18 protein-coding genes and 1 pseudogene are annotated in these 18658 nt (G+C 62.9%); 8 read left to right on the top strand and 11 right to left on the bottom strand.

Going from position 1 to position 18658, the window contains the following annotated elements; genetic code table 11:
- Position 1 precedes the first annotated feature (1 nt).
- Positions 2-676 (top strand): glutathione S-transferase family protein, encoded by a 675-nt coding sequence (locus K289_RS0106160; RefSeq protein ID WP_027550692.1) that lies wholly within the window; start codon positions 2-4, stop codon positions 674-676.
- A gap of 96 nt (positions 677-772) precedes the next feature.
- On the opposite strand, the gene gltA is transcribed toward K289_RS0106160, so the two are convergent.
- Together gltA and gltX are read right to left on the bottom strand one after the other, a co-directional pair.
- Entirely contained in the window at positions 773-2077 is a 1305-nt protein-coding gene (gltA, locus tag K289_RS0106165; RefSeq protein WP_027550693.1) for a citrate synthase, read from the bottom strand.
- Between the two features lie 142 nt (positions 2078-2219).
- Positions 2220-3647, bottom strand: coding sequence for a glutamate--tRNA ligase (gene gltX / locus K289_RS0106170; protein WP_027550694.1), 1428 nt, complete (start codon positions 3645-3647; stop codon positions 2220-2222).
- A 67-nt stretch (positions 3648-3714) separates the two neighbouring features.
- Between gltX and K289_RS0106175 the strand changes: the two genes are divergently transcribed.
- From K289_RS0106175 to K289_RS0106185, 3 genes are all read left to right on the top strand, one after another.
- Positions 3715-4302, top strand: coding sequence for an NAD(P)H-dependent oxidoreductase (locus K289_RS0106175; protein ID WP_027550695.1), 588 nt, complete (start codon positions 3715-3717; stop codon positions 4300-4302).
- A 78-nt stretch (positions 4303-4380) separates the two neighbouring features.
- Positions 4381-6060 (top strand): glutamine--tRNA ligase/YqeY domain fusion protein, encoded by a 1680-nt coding sequence (locus tag K289_RS0106180; RefSeq protein ID WP_027550696.1) that lies wholly within the window; start codon positions 4381-4383, stop codon positions 6058-6060.
- A 9-nt stretch (positions 6061-6069) separates the two neighbouring features.
- The gene (locus tag K289_RS0106185; protein ID WP_027550697.1) at positions 6070-6456 is read left to right on the top strand and encodes a nuclear transport factor 2 family protein; all 387 of its coding nucleotides are present in this window, start codon (positions 6070-6072) and stop codon (positions 6454-6456) included.
- Positions 6457-6709: 253 nt separating this feature from the next.
- Here K289_RS0106185 and K289_RS48470 read toward each other — a convergent pair.
- The 5 genes and pseudogenes from K289_RS48470 to K289_RS0106215 form a co-directional block, all read right to left on the bottom strand.
- Positions 6710-6841: pseudogene (locus K289_RS48470) on the bottom strand (adenosine-specific kinase); the annotation flags it as partial.
- 209 nt (positions 6842-7050) lie between these two features.
- Positions 7051-7776, bottom strand: coding sequence for an S-adenosyl-l-methionine hydroxide adenosyltransferase family protein (locus K289_RS0106200; RefSeq protein ID WP_027550698.1), 726 nt, complete (start codon positions 7774-7776; stop codon positions 7051-7053).
- Positions 7777-7822: 46 nt separating this feature from the next.
- Positions 7823-8488 carry a phosphoribosylanthranilate isomerase gene (locus tag K289_RS47680; RefSeq protein ID WP_051310503.1) on the bottom strand — a complete coding sequence of 222 codons (666 nt, stop codon included), beginning with the start codon at positions 8486-8488 and terminating at the stop codon, positions 7823-7825.
- A 154-nt stretch (positions 8489-8642) separates the two neighbouring features.
- Positions 8643-8996, bottom strand: a complete 354-nt coding sequence (locus tag K289_RS0106210; RefSeq protein ID WP_198024665.1) for a hypothetical protein — start codon at positions 8994-8996, stop codon at positions 8643-8645.
- A 159-nt stretch (positions 8997-9155) separates the two neighbouring features.
- A complete protein-coding gene (locus K289_RS0106215) occupies positions 9156-10304 on the bottom strand; it encodes a CapA family protein (RefSeq protein ID WP_027550700.1) in 1149 nt (382 codons plus the stop codon).
- A 398-nt stretch (positions 10305-10702) separates the two neighbouring features.
- On the opposite strand from K289_RS0106215, the gene K289_RS0106225 reads away from it, so the two are divergent.
- Positions 10703-11152, top strand: a complete 450-nt coding sequence (locus K289_RS0106225; protein WP_027550702.1) for a YbhB/YbcL family Raf kinase inhibitor-like protein — start codon at positions 10703-10705, stop codon at positions 11150-11152.
- Positions 11153-11196: 44 nt separating this feature from the next.
- Here K289_RS0106225 and glnA read toward each other — a convergent pair whose 3' ends face one another.
- Both glnA and K289_RS0106235 read right to left on the bottom strand, forming a co-directional pair.
- A complete protein-coding gene (gene glnA / locus K289_RS0106230; RefSeq protein ID WP_027550703.1) occupies positions 11197-12627 on the bottom strand; it encodes a type I glutamate--ammonia ligase in 1431 nt (476 codons plus the stop codon).
- Between the two features lie 163 nt (positions 12628-12790).
- Positions 12791-12973: a hypothetical protein gene (locus K289_RS0106235; protein WP_027550704.1), complete on the bottom strand. Its 183-nt coding sequence runs from the start codon at positions 12971-12973 to the stop codon at positions 12791-12793.
- A gap of 240 nt (positions 12974-13213) precedes the next feature.
- On the opposite strand from K289_RS0106235, the gene K289_RS0106240 reads away from it, so the two are divergent.
- On the top strand, positions 13214-13576 hold the full coding sequence (locus K289_RS0106240) for an SPW repeat protein (RefSeq protein WP_027550705.1): 363 nt from the start codon (positions 13214-13216) through the stop codon (positions 13574-13576).
- A gap of 157 nt (positions 13577-13733) precedes the next feature.
- Here K289_RS0106240 and K289_RS0106245 read toward each other — a convergent pair whose 3' ends face one another.
- Entirely contained in the window at positions 13734-15056 is a 1323-nt protein-coding gene (locus K289_RS0106245; RefSeq protein WP_051310505.1) for an MFS transporter, read from the bottom strand.
- Between the two features lie 384 nt (positions 15057-15440).
- On the opposite strand from K289_RS0106245, the gene K289_RS0106250 reads away from it, so the two are divergent.
- Both K289_RS0106250 and K289_RS0106255 read left to right on the top strand, forming a co-directional pair.
- On the top strand, positions 15441-15674 hold the full coding sequence (locus K289_RS0106250; protein ID WP_027550707.1) for a DUF2171 domain-containing protein: 234 nt from the start codon (positions 15441-15443) through the stop codon (positions 15672-15674).
- A gap of 93 nt (positions 15675-15767) precedes the next feature.
- A complete protein-coding gene (locus K289_RS0106255) occupies positions 15768-18047 on the top strand; it encodes a ComEC/Rec2 family competence protein (protein ID WP_027550708.1) in 2280 nt (759 codons plus the stop codon).
- An 11-nt stretch (positions 18048-18058) separates the two neighbouring features.
- Here the strand turns inward: K289_RS0106255 and K289_RS51420 are convergent, their stop codons facing one another.
- The gene (locus tag K289_RS51420) at positions 18059-18490 is read right to left on the bottom strand and encodes a hypothetical protein (protein WP_027550709.1); all 432 of its coding nucleotides are present in this window, start codon (positions 18488-18490) and stop codon (positions 18059-18061) included.
- Positions 18491-18658: the final 168 nt, after the last annotated feature.

An 18658-nucleotide genomic window follows, 5' to 3' on the forward strand; every position in this document is an offset into this window, starting at 1 on the left:
GATGGCACGATACCGGCTGCATTGCGTGGGGGCGTCCGGCAATTCGTTCAAGGTCGCCCTGTTTCTCAACTGCGCCGGGATCGACTGGGAGCCGGTCGGCGTCGACTTTGCCGGCGGCGAGACCCGCGACGCGATTTGGCGTCATGAGACCAACCAGATGGGCGAGATCCCGGTGCTCGAGGTCGAGGGGCGGTATTTGAGCCAGTCGGGTGCGATCCTGCTGTGGCTCGCCGAGACCCATGGCGTGTTCGGTCCGTCGAGCGCGGAGGAGAGGTTCGAGACAGCGCGCTGGCTGCTGTTCGACAACCATAAGTTCACCGGCAATTTTGCTGCTCACCGGGTGCTGCAATCCATGACGCCGGCGCCGCTGCATCCGGACGTGCTGGCCTACATGAGAGCAAGGGTTCAGAGCGCCTTTTCGATCGTCGACGAGCATCTCGCCAACCGGCGTTTCATCCTGGGCGACCGGCCGACGATCGTCGATTTCTCGCTCGTTGGATATCTGTACTACCCGGTCGAGGAAACGGGCTTCGATCTTTGCACGGCTTTCCCGGCGATCGATGCGTGGCGCGCGCGCATCGCGGCCCTGCCGGGCTGGAGGCCGCCCTATGAGATGATGCCGGTGGGAAATTCATTGCCGGTGGTCCGGTCCGCGACCGCAACCTTACGCTCATAGGCGGGCGGACAGGCTCATCCGAACATACGCATGTGTGCAAAACGAAAACGGCGCCACCGCATGGTGACGCCGCTTCGTTTGGCCTTGAGGCTGATCTTACTTGCGATCGCCGATCGGCACGTAGTCGCGCTTGGGGACGCCAGTGTAGAGCTGGCGCGGACGGCCGATCTTCTGCTGCGGATCCTCGATCATCTCGCTCCACTGGCTGATCCAGCCGACGGTGCGGGCGACCGCGAACAGCACGGTGAACATCGAGACCGGGAAGCCCATCGCCTTCAGCGTGATGCCCGAATAGAAGTCGACGTTCGGGTAGAGCTTGCGGTCGATGAAGTACTGGTCGCTGAGCGCGATCTTTTCGAGCTCCAGCGCCACCTTCAGCATCGGATCGTCGCCATGGCCGGTCTCCTTGAGCACGGCGTGACACATCTTCTGCATGATCTTGGCGCGCGGATCGTAGTTCTTGTAGACGCGGTGGCCGAAGCCCATCAGGCGGACTTCGCTGTTCTTGTCCTTCACCTTGGCGATGAATTCCGGGATCTTGTCCACCGTGCCGATGCCGTAGAGCATGTTCAGCGCGGCCTCGTTGGCGCCGCCATGCGCCGGGCCCCAGAGGCAGGCGATGCCGGCCGCGATGCAGGCGAACGGGTTGGCGCCCGAGGAGCCGGCGATGCGCACCGTCGAGGTCGAGGCGTTCTGCTCGTGGTCGGCGTGCAGGATGAAGATCTTCTCCAGCGCGTCGGCGAGAACCGGGCTGACCTTGTAGTCCTCGCAGGGCACCGCGAAGCACATGTTGAGGAAGTTCTCGGCGAAGCCGAGCGAGTTCTTCGGATAGACGAAGGGCTGGCCGACGGTGTACTTGTAGGCCATTGCGGCCAGCGTCGGAATTTTCGCGATCATGCGCATCGAGGCGATCATGCGCTGCTTCGTATCGTTGATGTCGGTGGAGTCGTGGTAGAACGCGGCGAGCGCGCCGACGGCCGCCACCATGATCGCCATCGGATGGGCGTCGCGGCGGAAGCCCTGGAAGAAGCGGGCCATCTGCTCGTGCACCATCGTGTGATGGGTCACGCGGTAGTCGAAGTCCTTCTTCTGGGCCGCAGTCGGCAGGTTTCCGTAGAGCAGGAGATAGCAGGTCTCCAGGAAGTCGCCGTGCTCGGCGAGCTGCTCGATCGGATAGCCGCGGTATTCCAAGACGCCCGCGTCACCGTCGATATAGGTGATCTTGGACTGGCAGCTCGCGGTCGAGGTGAAGCCGGGGTCGTAGGTGAACAGGCCAGACTGGCCGTAGAGCTTGCCGATATCGACGACATCAGGCCCGACGCTGCCGCTAAGGATCGGGAGATCGTAATTCTTGTTTCCGACCGTCAGCGTAGCGGTCTTATTGCTTGGTTTTGCGTCCATCGTAGGTCCCCGATGTATGGTGAAACGGGCCGGACCCGGAGACCCCTGAGATGATGGGGCTGGCCGGATATTCCAGAAGGTACGGGTGAGATGGGTATATTATTGCTGTGTGCGCTGCAAGATCGCCGCGCACATGGTCGACTTACGTCGTAGCCTGATCCTTGAGCCGGCCGAGGCTCTCCTGGCATCCCAGGACGTCCAAAACCTCGAAAATTCCGGGCGAAGTCGTCCGTCCCGTCAGCGCCGCCCGGAGCGGCTGGGCGACTGCGCCGAGCTTGAGACTATTTTCCTCCGCGAAAATGCGCAGCGCAGCTTCAGTAGAGGCCGCGCTCCACGTCTCGACTTTTTCCAGCGCGGAATGAAGCAGGCCGATCAACTTGCGGTTTTCGCCCGTCAATAGCGCCGCCGCCTTGGCATCAAGCTCGAGCGGCCGGTCGGCGAAGATGAAATAGGCGCCATCGATCAGCTCGATCAGTGTCTTGGCGCGCTCCTTCAGCGCCGGCATGGCCTTGAGCAGCTGCGCGCGCGTGGTGTCGTTTAACTTGGCCTTAAGCTCGCCCCGACCGGGCACGTAATCCAGCACGTCCTCGAACATCTTCACGAGTGATTGATCGTCGGCGTTGCGGATGTAGTGGCCGTTGAGGTTCTCCAGCTTGGCGAAATCGAAGCGGGCGGCGGCGCGGCCGACGCCAGAGAGGTCGAACGCCGCGATCATCTCCTCGGTCGAGAAGATCTCCTGGTCGCCATGGCTCCAGCCAAGGCGGACGAGGTAATTGCGCAGCGCGGCGGGCAGATAGCCCATCGCACGGTAGGCGTCGACGCCGAGCGCGCCGTGGCGCTTGGACAGCTTTGAGCCGTCCGGGCCGTGGATGAGGGGGATGTGCGACATGCTCGGCAGCGCCCAGCGCATCGCATCGTAGATCTGCTTCTGGCGCGCGGCGTTGATCAGGTGATCGTCGCCGCGGATGACGTGGGTGACGCCCATGTCGTGGTCGTCGACCACCACCGCGAGCATGTAGGTCGGTGTGCCATCGCCGCGCAGCAGGACGAGGTCGTCGAGGTTCTCGTTCTGCCAGAGCACGCGGCCCTGGACCTGGTCCTCGATCACGGTCTCACCGGTCTGCGGCGCGCGCAGCCGGATCGTCGGCTTCACGTCGCTTGGCGCCGTCGCCGGATCACGGTCGCGCCACATGCCGTCATAGAGGCGGGTGCGGCCTTCCGCGCGCGCCTTCTCGCGCATCGCGGCGAGCTCCTCGGCCGTGGCGTAGCAGCGATAAGCCTTGCCGTCGGCGAGCAGCTGCTCGGCGACCTCGCGATGACGGGCGGCGCGGCTGAACTGGTAGATGACGTCGCCGTCCCAGCCAAGCTCCAGCCATTTAAGGCCGTCGAGGATGGCCTCGATCGCCTCCTTGGTGGAACGCTCCCTGTCGGTGTCCTCGATCCGGAGCAGCATCTTGCCGCCGTGCTTCTTCGCATAGAGCCAGTTGAATAGCGCCGTGCGGGCGCCTCCGATATGGAGGAAGCCGGTCGGCGAGGGGGCGAAGCGCGTGACGATTTGAGGTGTGGTCATTCGATAACGAGCTGGGACGGTAAAGTTGTGGGGCGACCGTGTATCATAGGGTTGGGAGATTTTGCCAATGCTAATCCAGGTCGTTCATAGCCATCCGCTCGCAGATAGCTACAATCATGCGTTGTTCCGGACCATCGTCGAGACGCTGAAGCGCCGGCACGAGGTGATCGCGACCGATCTTTACCGCGAGGGGTTTTCCCCGGCGATGACCGCGGCGGAGCGGCGCAGCTACTATGAGGGCTCCTATGCCGGCGACGCGGTCGCGCGCCTCATCGGGGACTTGCGGCGGGCCGATGGCATCATCTTCTGCTTTCCGCATTGGTGGTTCTCGATGCCTGCCATGCTCAAGGGCTATTTCGACCGGGTCTGGGCGCCCGGAACGGCTTTTGCCCACGATCTGAGCGGCGGTCGCATCAGGCCGCTGCTGACCAATATCCGCCTGTTCGGCGTCGTGACGAGCTACGGCTCGCCGTGGTGGCTGACCCGGATCGTCATGCAAGACCCCGGCCGCAAGGTGCTGTTTCGAGCGCTGAAGCCGATGTGCGGACCGGGTGTTCGCTCGTTCCATCTGGCGCACTACGATATGGATCGGTCCACGCCGGCATCCCGGGCTGCCTTTGTCGAGCGCGTCCGCGCCAGGATCGCCGAAGTTTGATCGGGAGGGAGGCATGGGGCTTGGCCTAGAGGCTCGAATTTGGCAGAAGGGCCGCTGATTTCCCTACAGGATTTTCGGATGAGCACAGAACCGGTGGCGACTGAGGTTGGGCGCGATTTCATTCGTGACATCATTCAGGCCGACCTCGATCAGGCCAAATACAAGGAGATCGTGACCCGGTTCCCGCCGGAGCCGAACGGCTACCTGCATATCGGCCACGCCAAGTCGATCGCGCTCAACTTCGGCATCGCCCAGGAGTTTCCGGGCCGCTGCCATCTGCGTTTCGACGACACCAATCCGGTCAAGGAAGAGCAGGAATATATCGATTCCATCCAGGCCGACGTGCACTGGCTCGGCTTCGACTGGGGCAAGAACCTGTTCTTCGCCTCGGACTATTTCGAACGCCTGTACGAATGGGCCGAGAAGCTGATCGGCGACGGGCTCGCTTATGTCGACGACCAGACCCAGGAGGAGATTCGTACCTCCCGCGGCACGCTGACCGAGCCCGGCAGGAACTCGCCATACCGCGACCGCACGGTCGAGGAAAATCTCGACCTGTTCCGCCGCATGAAGGCGGGCGAATTCCCGAACGGCACGCGCGTGCTGCGGGCGAAGATCGACATGGCCTCGCCCAACATCAACCTGCGCGATCCCGTGATGTACCGCATCCTGCATGCGCACCATCCGCGCACCGGCGACAAATGGTGCATCTATCCGAGCTACGACTACGCCCACGGCCAGTCGGACGCGATCGAGAGCATCACCCATTCGATCTGCACGCTGGAGTTCGAGGATCACCGGCCGCTCTATGACTGGTTCATCGAGAAGCTGCCGGTGCCGTCCGAGCCGCACCAGTACGAATTCGCACGGCTGAACCTGACCTACACGCTGCTGTCCAAGCGTGTGCTGACCCAGCTCGTCCGCGACGGCCATGTCGCGGGCTGGGACGATCCGCGCATGCCGACCATGGCGGGCATGCGCCGCCGCGGCGTGCCGCCGGCAGCGCTGCGCGAGTTCGTCAAGCGCATCGGTGTGGCGAAAGCCAACAGCGTGGTCGACGTTGGCATGCTCGAATTCTGCATCCGCGAGGAGCTGAACCGCACGTCGCAGCGGCGCATGGCCGTGCTGCGGCCGCTGAAGGTCGTGATCGAGAACTATCCGGAAGGGCAGGTCGAGGAGCTCGAGGCGATCAACCATCCCGACGATCCCTCCGCGGGCACGCGCAAGATCGCCTTCGGCCGCGAGCTCTACATCGAGCGCGACGACTTCATGGAGAACCCGCCGAAAAAATTCTTCCGCCTGTCGCCGGGCAACGAGGTGCGGCTGCGCTACGCCTATTTCATCAAGTGCACCGGCGTGATCAAGAACGATGCCGGCGAGGTGGTCGAGCTCCGCTGCATCTATGACCCCGCGACCAAGGGCGGCAACGCGCCCGACGGCCGCAAGGTCAAGGCGACCATGCACTGGCTGCCGGCGGCGACATCGAAGCCGGCGGAGATCCGCATCTACAACCAGCTCTTCTCCAACCCGAGCCCGGATGCGTCGAACTTCGCCGCCGACCTCAATCCGGACTCGCTGGAGATCCTGGCCGACGCGCGGATCGAGCCGTCGGTCGCGGAGAGCAATTCGACCGAGCCGATGCAGTTCGAGCGCCAGGGCTATTTCGTGCGCGACAAGGACTCGACGCCCGGCAAGCCGGTGTTTTCGCGCACGATCGGTCTGCGCGACACGTTCGCGAAGGAAGTCGCCAAAGGCTGAGGGGACGCGATGCAGGTTGAAGCCGACGTCGTCGTTTCTGCCATCATGACGAAGTGGTCCGCCGGCTTCGCTAGGCTCGATGCCGGCGCTCTCGCTTCGCTCTATTCGAGGAGCGCCTTCTTCTTCGGCTCCAACCCGACGCTATATCGAGGAAGGGACGGAGTAGCGGCCTATTTCAACGGCCTGCCGCGCTGGCGCTCTCCGAGCGTCCGCTTCTCCGAGGTGGCTGCGGCGCAGGTCGCGCCCGATGTGATCAACATGGCCGCGATCGCCTCGTTCGACCTCGGCGAGGAGGCCGCGCCGCTGTCGGTCAAGCTCACCTGGGTCATCCTGCGCGAAGACGGCGAGTGGAAGATCGCGAGCCACCACGTGTCGTCCAGGGCTGCGCTGATCTAGCAATAGGCGACTGAATGGCGTCCTATTCGGATTTGTCATTCCGGGATGGCCCGAAGGGCCAGACCCGGAATCCATAATCCCGAGTGGTGGTTATGGATGCCGGGCTCGCGACTTCGTCGCGCCCCGGAATGACGATAGAGACGAACAGGAAGCCGCCAAGAATTCCGCCATGCAAGAGAGAGCATGTGGCCACAGGTTCCTCGCGTTCGAGGCTTGGCGGCGTCAGCTTGTCGAGTTCAGCTTCATCCGGTCGCTACAGCTTGTAGCCGAACTTTCTCAGGAGGTCCTTCCGCCACGCAACGTCGGCGTCGGTCTCGATGCCCAGTGGTGAGGCGCCATCCACTACGCCGAGCACACCACGGCCAAGCTCCGTTTGCGCGACGATCGGGTGGCCGATTTCGCCTTACCGCGATTGCCCCACCCGATATTTGCTCGCGTAGTGCTTGCCGAGAATCTTGCGGGTCTGATCGGCCAGCCGCTTGTTTCCGGTCGCAGGCAGCCTGGCGTGGCGCGTTTTCGGCTTTGGCCAATCCGTTATCGAGTTCTGCTTTCTTGGCATGCGCTTAGCCGCAGACCACGTTGTGACAAAACCATTCAAAGGACGATCTCAACCGGGATGCCGGTTGTGAGGCCAAGATCACGGTCCGCACGGCCCTGGTTGACGGCGATTTCGGCGAGCCCGTTCGAGTTCTCGTACCAGAAGGCTGAGCCTGGCGGCCGATCACTGAAGGTTCTCTCGCGCTCCAATATTTGACCCGCCAAGGCAAGCCTGGCGTTGGGCGGCAGCACGGCGACTCGCAACCCAGTCATAGCATTGCCGAAGTGGTCGACGTAAACGATCTCGCAGAGGTCGTCGGGCCAGTCTGCGCGGCGATCCCTGTCATCCCGTCGCTGGCCGGGCGGCGGCTCGCCGCGAGCCAGCATGGCTGCTACCGGTGCGAAGAGGTCGCGCCCGTGAAAGCTGGCCGAGAGGCGCTCCGGCCTCCAGTCGATATCCCAACTGCGCGTCTTAGTGGCGCGGCGCTGGACCAGCTCAAACAAGCCGTTGCCGGGGCCTACATACCACCGGCCATCGGCCTCGAGCACGATGGCCGGGCGCGTTCCGCCGACGCCGGGATCAACGACGCAGAGAAAAACGGTTCCCGGCGGAAACCAGGCGGCATAAGCCGCCAGGAGGTACGCCGCTGCCTTGGGATTGCCCATGGGTGCATCGGCGAAGAGGTCGATAGCGGGTATGCCAGGCGCCATCTGGTGCAGCACGGTCTTCATCTGACCCGTATAGGGGCCGTGCAATCCGAAATCCGTGAACAGAACAATCATTGTCAGCTGCTCCGGCAGGTCCGACCTGCCACGTTTGCGGAGTCCGCTATGACGGCGCCGCCGCCTGAGCCGCTTCGTGGAACCGGCGGACTCGTTCGAGGTCCTTGGCATGCGATCCGTCCTGATCCGTTCTCGTCTTGGAATCAACACCGGCTGGACGGACGGTGCGGATCGCTTCCGCGACGTTGTCCGGTCCGAGGCCTCCGGCAAGGACAACAGGAACACGGACGAGGTCCACGATGCGGCGACTGATATCCCAGTCGTGCGTCACGCCGAGCGCGCCGATCTGCTTGTCCGTGGGCCGATAGCTGTCGAGAAGCAGAAAGTCTGCAATGCCAACGTAGCTCTGGGCTATCGCGACGCTTTCCTCGGAGAACACTGGTATGCTTCTCATCACGACGATCCCGGGCAACATGCGTTTGAGCGAAGCAACGTCTTGCGGTGAAAGCAATTCGGCGCTGGCTCCCAAATGGACGATCGCGGGGTTGAGTTCGCGCGCCCATGACGCAATCAAGGAGAGATCGCAGGTCAGAAACAGCGCCGAGAACCTCGATGGCGGTACAATCGCCGCGCCGATATCGGAAGCTGCTGAGATCGGCAGCTCGCGCGGAAATCGGCCGTCTCCGACAAGTGCGCCGATATGATTGACACCAATGGCTGAGACAGCGGACGCCTCTTCGATGGTGGAGATTTCATAAACCTGGGTCAACATCGGGCGTGATCTCCGCGGCGGAGATTGAGCATAAGACATCCGAAGGCGGCGTTTGGCAAAGCCTCGGCCTTCGTCGGTTAGCGGGAGAACTACGGACTAGGTGCCGTTGGCGGGCGCTTCCGAGTCCGGCCCCAGAGCGGACATTGCGTCGGTTTCAAGCCTCCAGCTTCTTGACGAAGCCAAAATACAAACAGAGCAAGAAGAGGGTGAAATGGACGATGGATCGGCCACCGCTGATCCGAGGTGTTTCGACGAAACTTGTCCCCAATAGAGGCACCGAAACATCGGCGAGATAGAGATAGAACAAAATGCCCGATGACACGAAGAACGCGCCCGCCAGAAATTTGCGAAAGTCCCTGTTCCGCCAGGCAAGGTAGAGGCTCCCGGCAGCCATGATGACAGCCGCAATTGTGTACAGCGCAATTATCAACCGTTCCTCCTCGTCGCCGTTCCAGCATATCTGGGTCGGATGCGGGCCTGCCGCTAGGCTCGGGAACGGCTTCAGCACACTGATCGCCCGGGTGACCGATCGCTTTGGCGTGACAACGCTTAGCGCGCGCTTCTGGCCCCTATCGTGACCTTCGAAGATTGGGGCAGCTGCCGGGCGGGAAGCAGTCCCGGGGCGCTGGCCCGCCAATTTTATCGGGGAGGGATTGTTACGAGAGAGTCAGGTCGTTGCCCTCTGCGCGACACATGCAAGCTGCTGTTCGGATTCAAAAATCACCCTTGTTTCGAACGGCTGACATTCCGTGTCCAGTGTTTGCCGGATCCATTCGACGTCCCGCTGTGATGGAATGGAGAGACGAAAGTTCTTGATCTGCATGGGAACCAGTTTGAGCGCATGGAGGATTCCACTGCCTGGATCCAGATCGGCGAAATACATCAACACCAGGTCGTCACGGTAGCACTCGTAACCACGGATCCCCTCATAGTCGTTCAGAAAATCACCGCAGCCATAGAGTATGAGGCGGTCTCGATAGATTTCGATCGCTCTCGGATGATGCGAAGAATGCCCGTGAACGATCGACACTCCTGCCTTGTCGACCAGAGTCCGGGCAAAAATCCTCTGCTCGTCGGGAATGTGATATCCCCAATTGGATCCCCAATGGATCGACGCCACCGTGAGATCGCCCGGCCTTCTGGCCGCCATGACCTGGTCAGCGACCTCGAACGCGCTCGCCTCGCTGAGGTCAGGCAGCAGGTTGACGCCCGGAGTGTCTGAGGTCGCAACCCAGTTGAACGGGATTCCGCTCGATGTCGATCCGAACGCAAAGATCAGCAGCCGGGCGTCGGCAAGGTTGAGCACTGCGGGGTTTCGCGCTTCCCGATCATTGCGGCCTGCGCCCGCCGACTCGATGTTGAGCTTCCGCAAAGTCGTCAGCGTCTCTACCAGGCCGGCGCGGCCCCAATCGAGCACATGGTTGTTGGCCAAAAGACAGCAGTCGATCCCCGCGGCGGCGAGACAGTCTGCGTTCTCGGGGCTCATCCGGTAGTTGATGCCCTTGTTCGCGCGGTCGTTGCTGCCCGTCACAGCCGTTTCGAGATTGACGATCCGCGCGTCCGGCTGCATGGACTCCAATTGGTCCAGTGCAGCGCCCCAGACGTAGGGCGATCCGTTGCGCCGCGGAATAGGCCCGTTCACCTGCTCGGCGAGCTGCACGTAATCTGCCGCCGATCGCACGTAATCTTCGTAAATCTCGGGGCTACAGGGGTGCGCCAGCACCTGGTCGATGCCGCGGCCGCACATGACATCTCCGCATAGGAAGAGCCGCACCGGTTTCCGATACGCAGCTGGCAGATGTCGTTCCTCGGACATGACTTTCCACTCAGGTCCTGCCGCTCAGGTCTTTGCGTCGGGCGCGAGATGCCCTGAAGGCCGCCATCACCTCTGCCAGCATCCGCTCCTGCTCTCCCGTATAGCGTGGATGGATTTCCCGTATTTGGCCAACGTCGATGGATTCCGCACCGGGCAAGATCGAGTTAGAATACACCAATCGGATCGCGCTCGAGCCGGGCATCATCAAGGGCATGCGGACGTATTGCGCAGCACCATTGGTTCCCCGCCAGAGCGCAATTGGCGTTGAGATCGGCGGTCCGGTCGCGCTCGCAGGCGCCGACCTTCGATCCGCGGCTCGGCCGCGTCAGCCGCAGGCCGGATCTTGAAGGATCTCGTCAAGCGCGAGCCCGATGTGTCCCGCAGCCGAGGAGAGAGCCATGAAGCTCGTTTCAAGCGCCTTCGCCGAAGGGGCCGCAATTCCGCGACGGTTCACCTGTGATGGCGAAAATCTTTCGCCCCCTCTGCAATGGTCCGACGCGCCAGAGGGAGCGCGGAGTTTTGTCCTGCTGTGCGACGATCCCGATGCTCCCGCCGGCACATGGCATCATTGGGCGGTTTACGATATTCCGCCAACCGTAACGGAATTTGCGGTCAACACCGCGCAGAACGCCAGACTGAATCAGGGGGTCAACGATTTTCGCAAAGTGGGCTATGGCGGCCCGTGTCCACCGCATGGCCACGGGCCGCATCACTATCACTTCCGGCTGCTTGCCATCTCGATGGAGGACCTTCCCGTAAAGGCCAATGCGTCCTGTCGTGACATTGAACGAGAGGCACGCAAGCACGTCATCGCGGAAGCGATCCTCGTCGGTTGGTATGAGAGGTAGGCCGGCGAAAGGTTAGGCAGACGATCCCACAGTGAGGACCGTTGCTAGATGTCGTAGTAGAGGTGGAACTCGTAGGGATGCGGTCGCAGCCGGATCGCATCGACTTCCTTCTTTCGCTTGTAGTCGAGCCAGGTTTCGATCACGTCGGCAGTGAAGACGCCGCCGCGCAGCAGGAATGCGTGATCGCGCTCGAGTGCGTCCAGCGCTTGGTCCAGCGATCCCGGTGTCGACTTCACCTCCTTTGCTTCGGCAGGCGGGAGATCATAGAGATTCTTGTCGATGGGGCTGCCGGGGTCGATCCGATTGTCGATACCGTCGAGACCGGCCATCAGCATCGCGGCAAAGGCCAGGTAGGGATTGCAGGATGGATCGGGCGTACGAAACTCGACGCGCTTGGCACGTGGGTTCGGCGAATACATCGGAATCCGGCAGCACGCCGAGCGATTGCGCTGGGAGTAGACGAGGTTGATCGGAGCCTCATAGCCGGGCACCAGACGTCGATAGGAGTTGGTCGTCGGGGCGCAAAGCCCGCACAACGCCCAGGCGTGGGTCAGGAGCCCGCCGATGTAGTAGCGGCCGAGCTGGCTCAATTCGGCGTAGTCGCCCTTGTCGTAGAACAGGTTGGTCTCGCCCTTCCACAGCGACTGGTGAACGTGCATGCCCGAGGCGTTGTCCTCGAACAGCGGTTTCGGCATGAAGGTCGCGGTCTTGCCGTGCTCATGCGCGGTGTTCTTCACCACGTATTTATAGATCATCAAATTGTCGGCCATGCGGGTCAGCGTGGTGAAGCGCATGTCGATTTCGTTTTGGCCGCCGGTTGCCACCTCATGGTGATGGGCTTCGATCTGGATGCCCAGCTGTTCCATGGTCAGCACCATGTCGGTGCGTAACGCCTGCATGCTGTCGGTCGGAGGAACGGGAAAGTATCCCTCCTTCGGGCGCGGCTTGTGCCCCAGATTCGGCGTTTCCTCCGCGGCGGTGTTCCAGCTGCCTTCGCTGGAATCGATCTCGTGCATGGCATAGTTGATACCCTGACCGTAGCGCACGTCGTCGAAGACGAAGAACTCCGCCTCTGGGCCGAAGTAACTCGTGTCGGCGCGCCCACTGCTCTTGAGATAGGCTTCAGCCTTCTGGGCGATGTAGCGGGCATCCCGGCTATAGGATTGGCCGGTCACGGGGTCGCGGATGTTGCAGATGAGGACCAGCGTCTTTGCCGGACTATAGGGGTCGACGAAGGCCGTCGTCGGATCGGCGACGACCAGCATGTCGCTCTCCTGAATCTCCTGGAATCCGCGAATCGATGAACCGTCGAACCCGATGCCCTCTTCGAGCGCATCGACGCTCACCGCGCTCGGCGGGACGGAAAAATGTTGCCATAGCCCCGGCAGGTCAGTGAACCGCAGATCGATCATCTGGACCTTCTCGTCCTCGATCGCCTCCACGAGATCTTTGGCTGTCGCACATTTCGGAAACATGGCTCGCTCCCAGCATCATTGAGATGCACGTCTGGTCGCGTTGCCGTTCAGCCGCAGCCGAACGGCTTGCGACGGATTGTGGTCCTTGCTCTGTGTTGCCGCCCTCCAGCTTCAATCCGGTTTGGCGGCATTTGCGGTCAGGCGGCTAGGCACGCCGGCTACTTCAGCTTTGGTGAGGCCCGCGCATCAGCTTCATGGCGTCTTCGATATGCCGCCAGGTCTTGGCGAGCTCGAGCTCGCCCTTTGACTCGAGATCGACAGCGTTCTGGGCTGCTTCCGCAATGGCTTTGGGGCCATGTGCTTCCAGCAGCTGCCGCGCATAGTCGTGGATTTCGATTTCTCGCATGGCGTCACCTCCTCTTGTCCCGGGCGCCACGCCAACCAGGCGGGGCCGGGAACGATAGACGTCGACACCTGTCAGGCGCAGCCAGTCTGCATCCTGGTGCAGCGCACTCGCAAGGGTCCTTTCCTGGGCATGGGCCGCGCCAATTGGATGCGGCTTCGGTCGCGGCAACACGGCGCAGGAAGGTGGGATGCATTTTCTCGGCTGCGCCCCCATTTAACTGGAAGAGGGGAGGTGAGCATCATGCGCATCCAACATTGGCAAGACGCTGCCAGCCTCCTGGTGGGCCTGTGGCTGGTCCTTTCGTCCTTTATCCTGGGCTTGTCCGGGGCGGCGGTCTGGATCTCCATCGCGCTCGGGCTCGGCGTCATGCTGTTTGCCATCGAGGCATTTGTCATCCCGTCCTATCTGGAAGAGTGGGGAGAAATGCTGCTGGGCCTGGCTCTGCTGCTGGCACCTTGGACCATCGGTTATGAGCAGGTATCGGCCACGGTGAGCAGCGTACTGTCGGGCATCCTGGTGATCCTGCTCGCTGTCTGGGAGTTGCTGACCGATCGCGACTTCAGCACCTGGTGGCACGATCGCTGGCATCGGCTGGCCGGCTGAGAAGACGCGTTAGCCGGGCGCTTTGCCGACCGCCATCGCGGGCGGTCGAGAGTTCGAGCTCGGCTCGCTCGGTGCGGTGCCGATGGGAACGATCGTCGCTGCGCCTCGAGACGAACTCCGGTGCAGGGCCTTGCGGTTCTGCACCAGGATCAATCCGTCACAATGCGGCTCTCGGCTCGATCGGTTGCCAGATGCTGATCTTGCGGGTCTCCGGCATCAGGAAGACCGCAAGCACGAAGCACACCGCGGGGACCACGATCGGGTAGATCAGTGCGTAGCCGATACTGCCGGTCGCAGCGAATGCCGCCGACGTGATGAACGGCACCAATCCGCCACCCCAGCCATTCCCGATGTGATACGGTACGGAGACCGACGTGTACCTGATCCTCGCGGGGAAGAATTCCGCCAGAAACGCGCCGACCGGCCCGTACACCATCCCGACATAGCAAACGAGGATGAAGATGATGAAGGTCGCTGCCGGATAGTTGATGTTTCCGGGCTGCGTGACCGTCCCCAGCCACAGATACAGCGGATAATACGTAATCGCGGCGAGCAGCATGCCGCCGAGGATCACCGGCTTGCGGCCGATCAGATCCGACAGCCAGCCAAAGAAGATCAGGCTCGGCGTTGCAATGAGCAGGGCGGCTCCCACGATGTAGGCGGAGGTCAGCGGGTCCACCTTGGAGACCTGCTGCAGGAAGTACAGCGCCCAGAACTGACCGCTGTACCAGACCACGCCCTGTCCAATCAGGACCACAATCGCGATCCCGATGTATTTGATGTTCGAGCTGAGGAAGGCCTCCTTCCAGGGGTTCCTCGTCATCTGGCCGCGGGACCTGATCTCCTGAAAGATCGGGGTCTCCTGGAGCTGGAGGCGGATGTAGATCGCAATCGCCACCAGCAGGAAGGACAGCAGGAACGGTACGCGCCACGCCCATTCGTCGAAGGCCTGGTTGCCGGCATATGTCCGCGTGAGGACGATGACGGCCAGCGACACCACGATTCCGAGAGTAGGCGAGGTCTGCAGCCAGCCGGTGTAGTAGCCGCGTCGATCGTCCGGCACATGCTCGGCAACGTAAGTGATGGCGCCACCATATTCGCCGCCCAGGCACAAGCCCTGGATCATGCGCAGGCCGAAGAGAACGAACGCGGCCGTGAGACCAATCGACTGGTAGGTCGGGATCAACCCGATCGCCCCGGTGCCCAATCCCATTCCGCTGAGCGTGATGAGAAAGGTGTATTTGCGGCCGACCCGGTCACCCATCCATCCGAACAGGAAGGCCCCCAGCGGACGGATGAGAAATCCTGCCGTGAAGAGCGCAATCGTGCTGAGGAGGGCTGCAACCGGGTGGGATTGCTCAAAGAACTTGACCGATAGAACCGCGGCCAGGCTGCCAAAGATATAGAAATCATACCATTCGATGATGTTTCCCACCGAAGCCGCGATGATCACGCGGCGAAAATCGCTCGGTACCTGCATGTGCGACTCCTATGGTTTCAAAACGTCTCCTCGCTTGTTTCAGCGGTCGATCTTCTCGCGGGAAGAGCGTGATGCGCGGCGTCGCAGGCGCCATTTCAAACAGTTGCGTCGGCAACGTCTGACCTCAGGCGCGCCTTGCGCCACCTGAGAAGCTCCGGCGGTCTCAGAACCGCGAGCTTTCCCTGCCTTGCCCATCTGTCGGGGAGGAGGGAACCGTATTGTAGTCCCACAACGGGCCGGTAACTCATGAGACTTTCGGCTCAATCGATGGGACACGAGCGTTCTGCGAGGAAGGTCGCTGGGTCCAATCCTCAGCGACTTCTGGTGAGCCGAGAACGGAAAGGCATCTCAGGCGTTGTGAGGGATCCGGAAAAGGATCCCGCCATGCAGAACATCGCAGAGCATATGGAAGTGATCGGCGCCGACGGCGTCCACATCGGCACGGTCGACCGTGTCGAGGGCAACCGCATCAAGCTGACCAGGAAGGACAGCGGTGAGGGCAGCCACAAGGGTCACCACCACTTCATCGACAAGGGCCTGGTCGCTGACGTCGAGGGCAACAAGGTCCGGCTCTCCGCCAAGGCGGCGGTCGCCGTGACGATGGAAGAGGAAAAGTAGCGCCCGTCTCGCTCGTTCCTGATCTGTACCCTATTCGCTCGCCTGCACGTTCCGGTAGCCTCCGCACCCGTCGCGTATCGTAAGGTGCAGGGAATGGCGGAGCCGGGCCGGCCAGTGCGCTCCCAAGGAGTAGCCGGGACTTGGCCAATTGGCCGCGCCGCACCCGCCGGCGGCCTGGTGCCGGCGGGCCTCGGCCTCTGGTCGTCACTTGCGGACACATTGCAGGCCTGGGTGCGTGCCGAAGCGGGCGCGGGGCGGCTGTTGCCGTGGGTGCCGGTGGCCTTCGGCACCGGCATCGCGCTCTATTTCGCCGCCGACCACGAGCCGGTGCTCTCGGTTGCCGCCACCGTGGCGCTGCTGCTGACAGTCGGCGCCGTTCTGTTGCGGCGGAGCCGGCTGTTTGTCGTGGCGATCATGGTCGCCGCCATAGCGGCCGGCTTTGCCATGGCGACCTGGAAGACCGCGCGCATTGCGCACACCGTGCTGGCAAAGCCCCTCTATTCGGTGTCGCTGACCGGCTTCGTCGAGACCCGTGACATCCGCGAGCGCACCGACCGTTTCGTGCTGCGCGTCACCAGCATGGAGGCGCAGCGCAGCGACGTCGCGCTCGAGCGCGTCCGCCTCTCGGTGCGCAAGGGCACGGCGCCTGAGGTCGGCAGCTTCGTGCAGTTGAAGGCGCGGCTGATGCCGCCGCTCTCGCCGCTGCGCCCCGGCAGCTACGATTTCTCCCGCGACATGTTCTTTCAGGGCATCGGCGCTTCCGGTTTCGTGATGGGCGCGATCGCGACCTCGACGCCGCCCGACAGTGGAGGTTTGCGGCTGCGCTACGCTGCGTTCATGCAAGGCCTGCGTGACGCCATCGATGCGCGCATCCGCGCCACGCTCGATGGCGACAAGCGCGCGATCGCCACGGCGCTGCTCACCGGCCGGCGCGATGCGATCACCTCGCCCGTGAATGACGCCATGTTCATCTCGGGGCTCGGCCATGTGCTCTCGATCTCGGGCTACCACATGGCGGTGGTCGCCGGCGTCGTCTTCTTTGCGGTTCGCGCGCTGCTCGCTTTGATCCCGGGCCTCGCCGTCAGCTTTCCGATCAAGAAATGGTCGGCCGCTGCCGCGCTCGTCGCCGCGGCGTTCTATCTCTTGCTGTCCGGCGCGGAGGTCGCCACGCAAAGATCGTTTTTCATGACCGCAGTGGTGCTGATCGCGGTGATGGTCGATCGCCGTGCCATTACCTTCCGGACGCTTGCAGTGGCTGCCCTGATCGTGCTCGCGGTCGCGCCGGAAGCGCTGGTTCACCCCAGTTTTCAAATGTCGTTCGCGGCAACGCTCGGGCTGGTAGCGCTGGTACAGATCGGCATGCCGAACCTGTTCGCCTCGCCCGATCATTCGACGACGGCGCGCATCGCGCTGTGGGGCGGCCGCGAGCTCGCGATGCTGTTCCTGGCCTCGCTCATCGCGGGGCTTGCGACCACGCCCTATGCCGCCTTCCACTTCCACCGTGTCACGCCGTTCGGCGTGCTCGCAAACCTTGCGGCGATGCCGGTGGTTTCGGCGCTGGTGATGCCGGCCGGGCTGTTGGGATTGGTCGCTGCGCCGTTCGGGCTCGACGGCGTGTTCTGGTGGCTGATGGGTGTCGGCATCGACTGGATGATCGCCGTCACGCAGTGGGTTGCGAACCTCCCGGGCGCGGTCGGCGGCATTGCCGCCTTCGGCAACGCGCCATTGGTCGCGGCGAGCATCGGTATCATCCTGATGGGGCTGCTGCGTACGCCCTTACGCTGGTCCGGTGCCCTCGTGCTGTTCATTGCGATCGTCTGGGCGGTGTCCGTGCGCCAGCCGGATATCCTGATCGCCGGCGACGGGCGTACCATTGCAGTGCGCGCCGGCGACGGTCGCCTGCATCTGATCGCGGCGAACAAGGATGCGTTTCTCGCGAAGGAGTGGCTTGCGGCCGATGCCGATCCACGCAGCGCCGGTGACGCCTCGCTCGGCAGCGGCGTGTCATGCGACGAGGCCGGATGCGTGACCCCGCTCGCCGACGGGCGCCTGATCGCCCTGGCGCTGCGCGCCGACGCGCTGTCCGATGATTGCAGCCGGGCCGCGCTGGTGGTGACGGCACGGCCCGCGCCGCCCGATTGCGCGGCGATGGTGGTCGACCGGGATCGTCTGGCAGGACAGGGCGGGCTGGCGCTCATGCGTCGCGGCGACGGCTTTGCGGTGCAGGCGGTGAGGGCGAGGGGCGCAAACCGCCCCTGGTCGCCGGCCGCCGCCGGCGATGGTTATTATGAATCAAATCTCGCGCCACGGCCGGCCACACCGCGCTCCAGGGACGCAACGCCGTCGGAGGCCGACCTTCAGGCCGAGGACTGAAATCGATCGTGTCAGCCGATCGGCAGGCGTGTCACGGTCGGCTGCGGCCTATCGGCGGCCACTTGCGGCTTGTGCTCACCGACCGGCTGGGTCACCGGCAATTGCAGCACGGTTGCGCGCTGGCATTCGACGAGCTGCGTCACCAGCACATACTTGCCGTCCGGGAATTCGATCGCATCATGATGGCGGTCCGGAATGTGCGGATCGACCTTGCCGAACTTGCCGACGCGGGAGTTGATGGTGCGCGTCCAGATCCAGCGATTGTCGTAGCGGACATTGTCGGCGAAGGCGAGCTCCGTCCCCGGCAGCAGGCAGACCGCGACCGAGAGATCGGCTTCCGAAGCGAAGCCGCGTGTCGAGGTGCCGCGGAAGGTTGTCGTGACGATCGTCTCACCGACCTGGGCGGGACGGGTCGCGACGGCATGCAGACTGTAGTCACACATCGCAAGTGCTCCTCATCAGAGATAGCGACCCGTGCCCCCGGAGGCCCAGGCCTCTATCAGGAAGGCTACGATGATATGCGATGTTGAGGGCAAATCTGCGACTTGTGTGCAGACCTGCCGATCACTTTATCTTTTCCACGTTCATCAAGAGCGTTTGGAACAAAGCGC

The organism is Bradyrhizobium sp. Cp5.3 (assembly GCF_000426265.1).
Classification (GTDB): Bacteria; Pseudomonadota; Alphaproteobacteria; order Rhizobiales; family Xanthobacteraceae; genus Bradyrhizobium; species Bradyrhizobium neotropicale.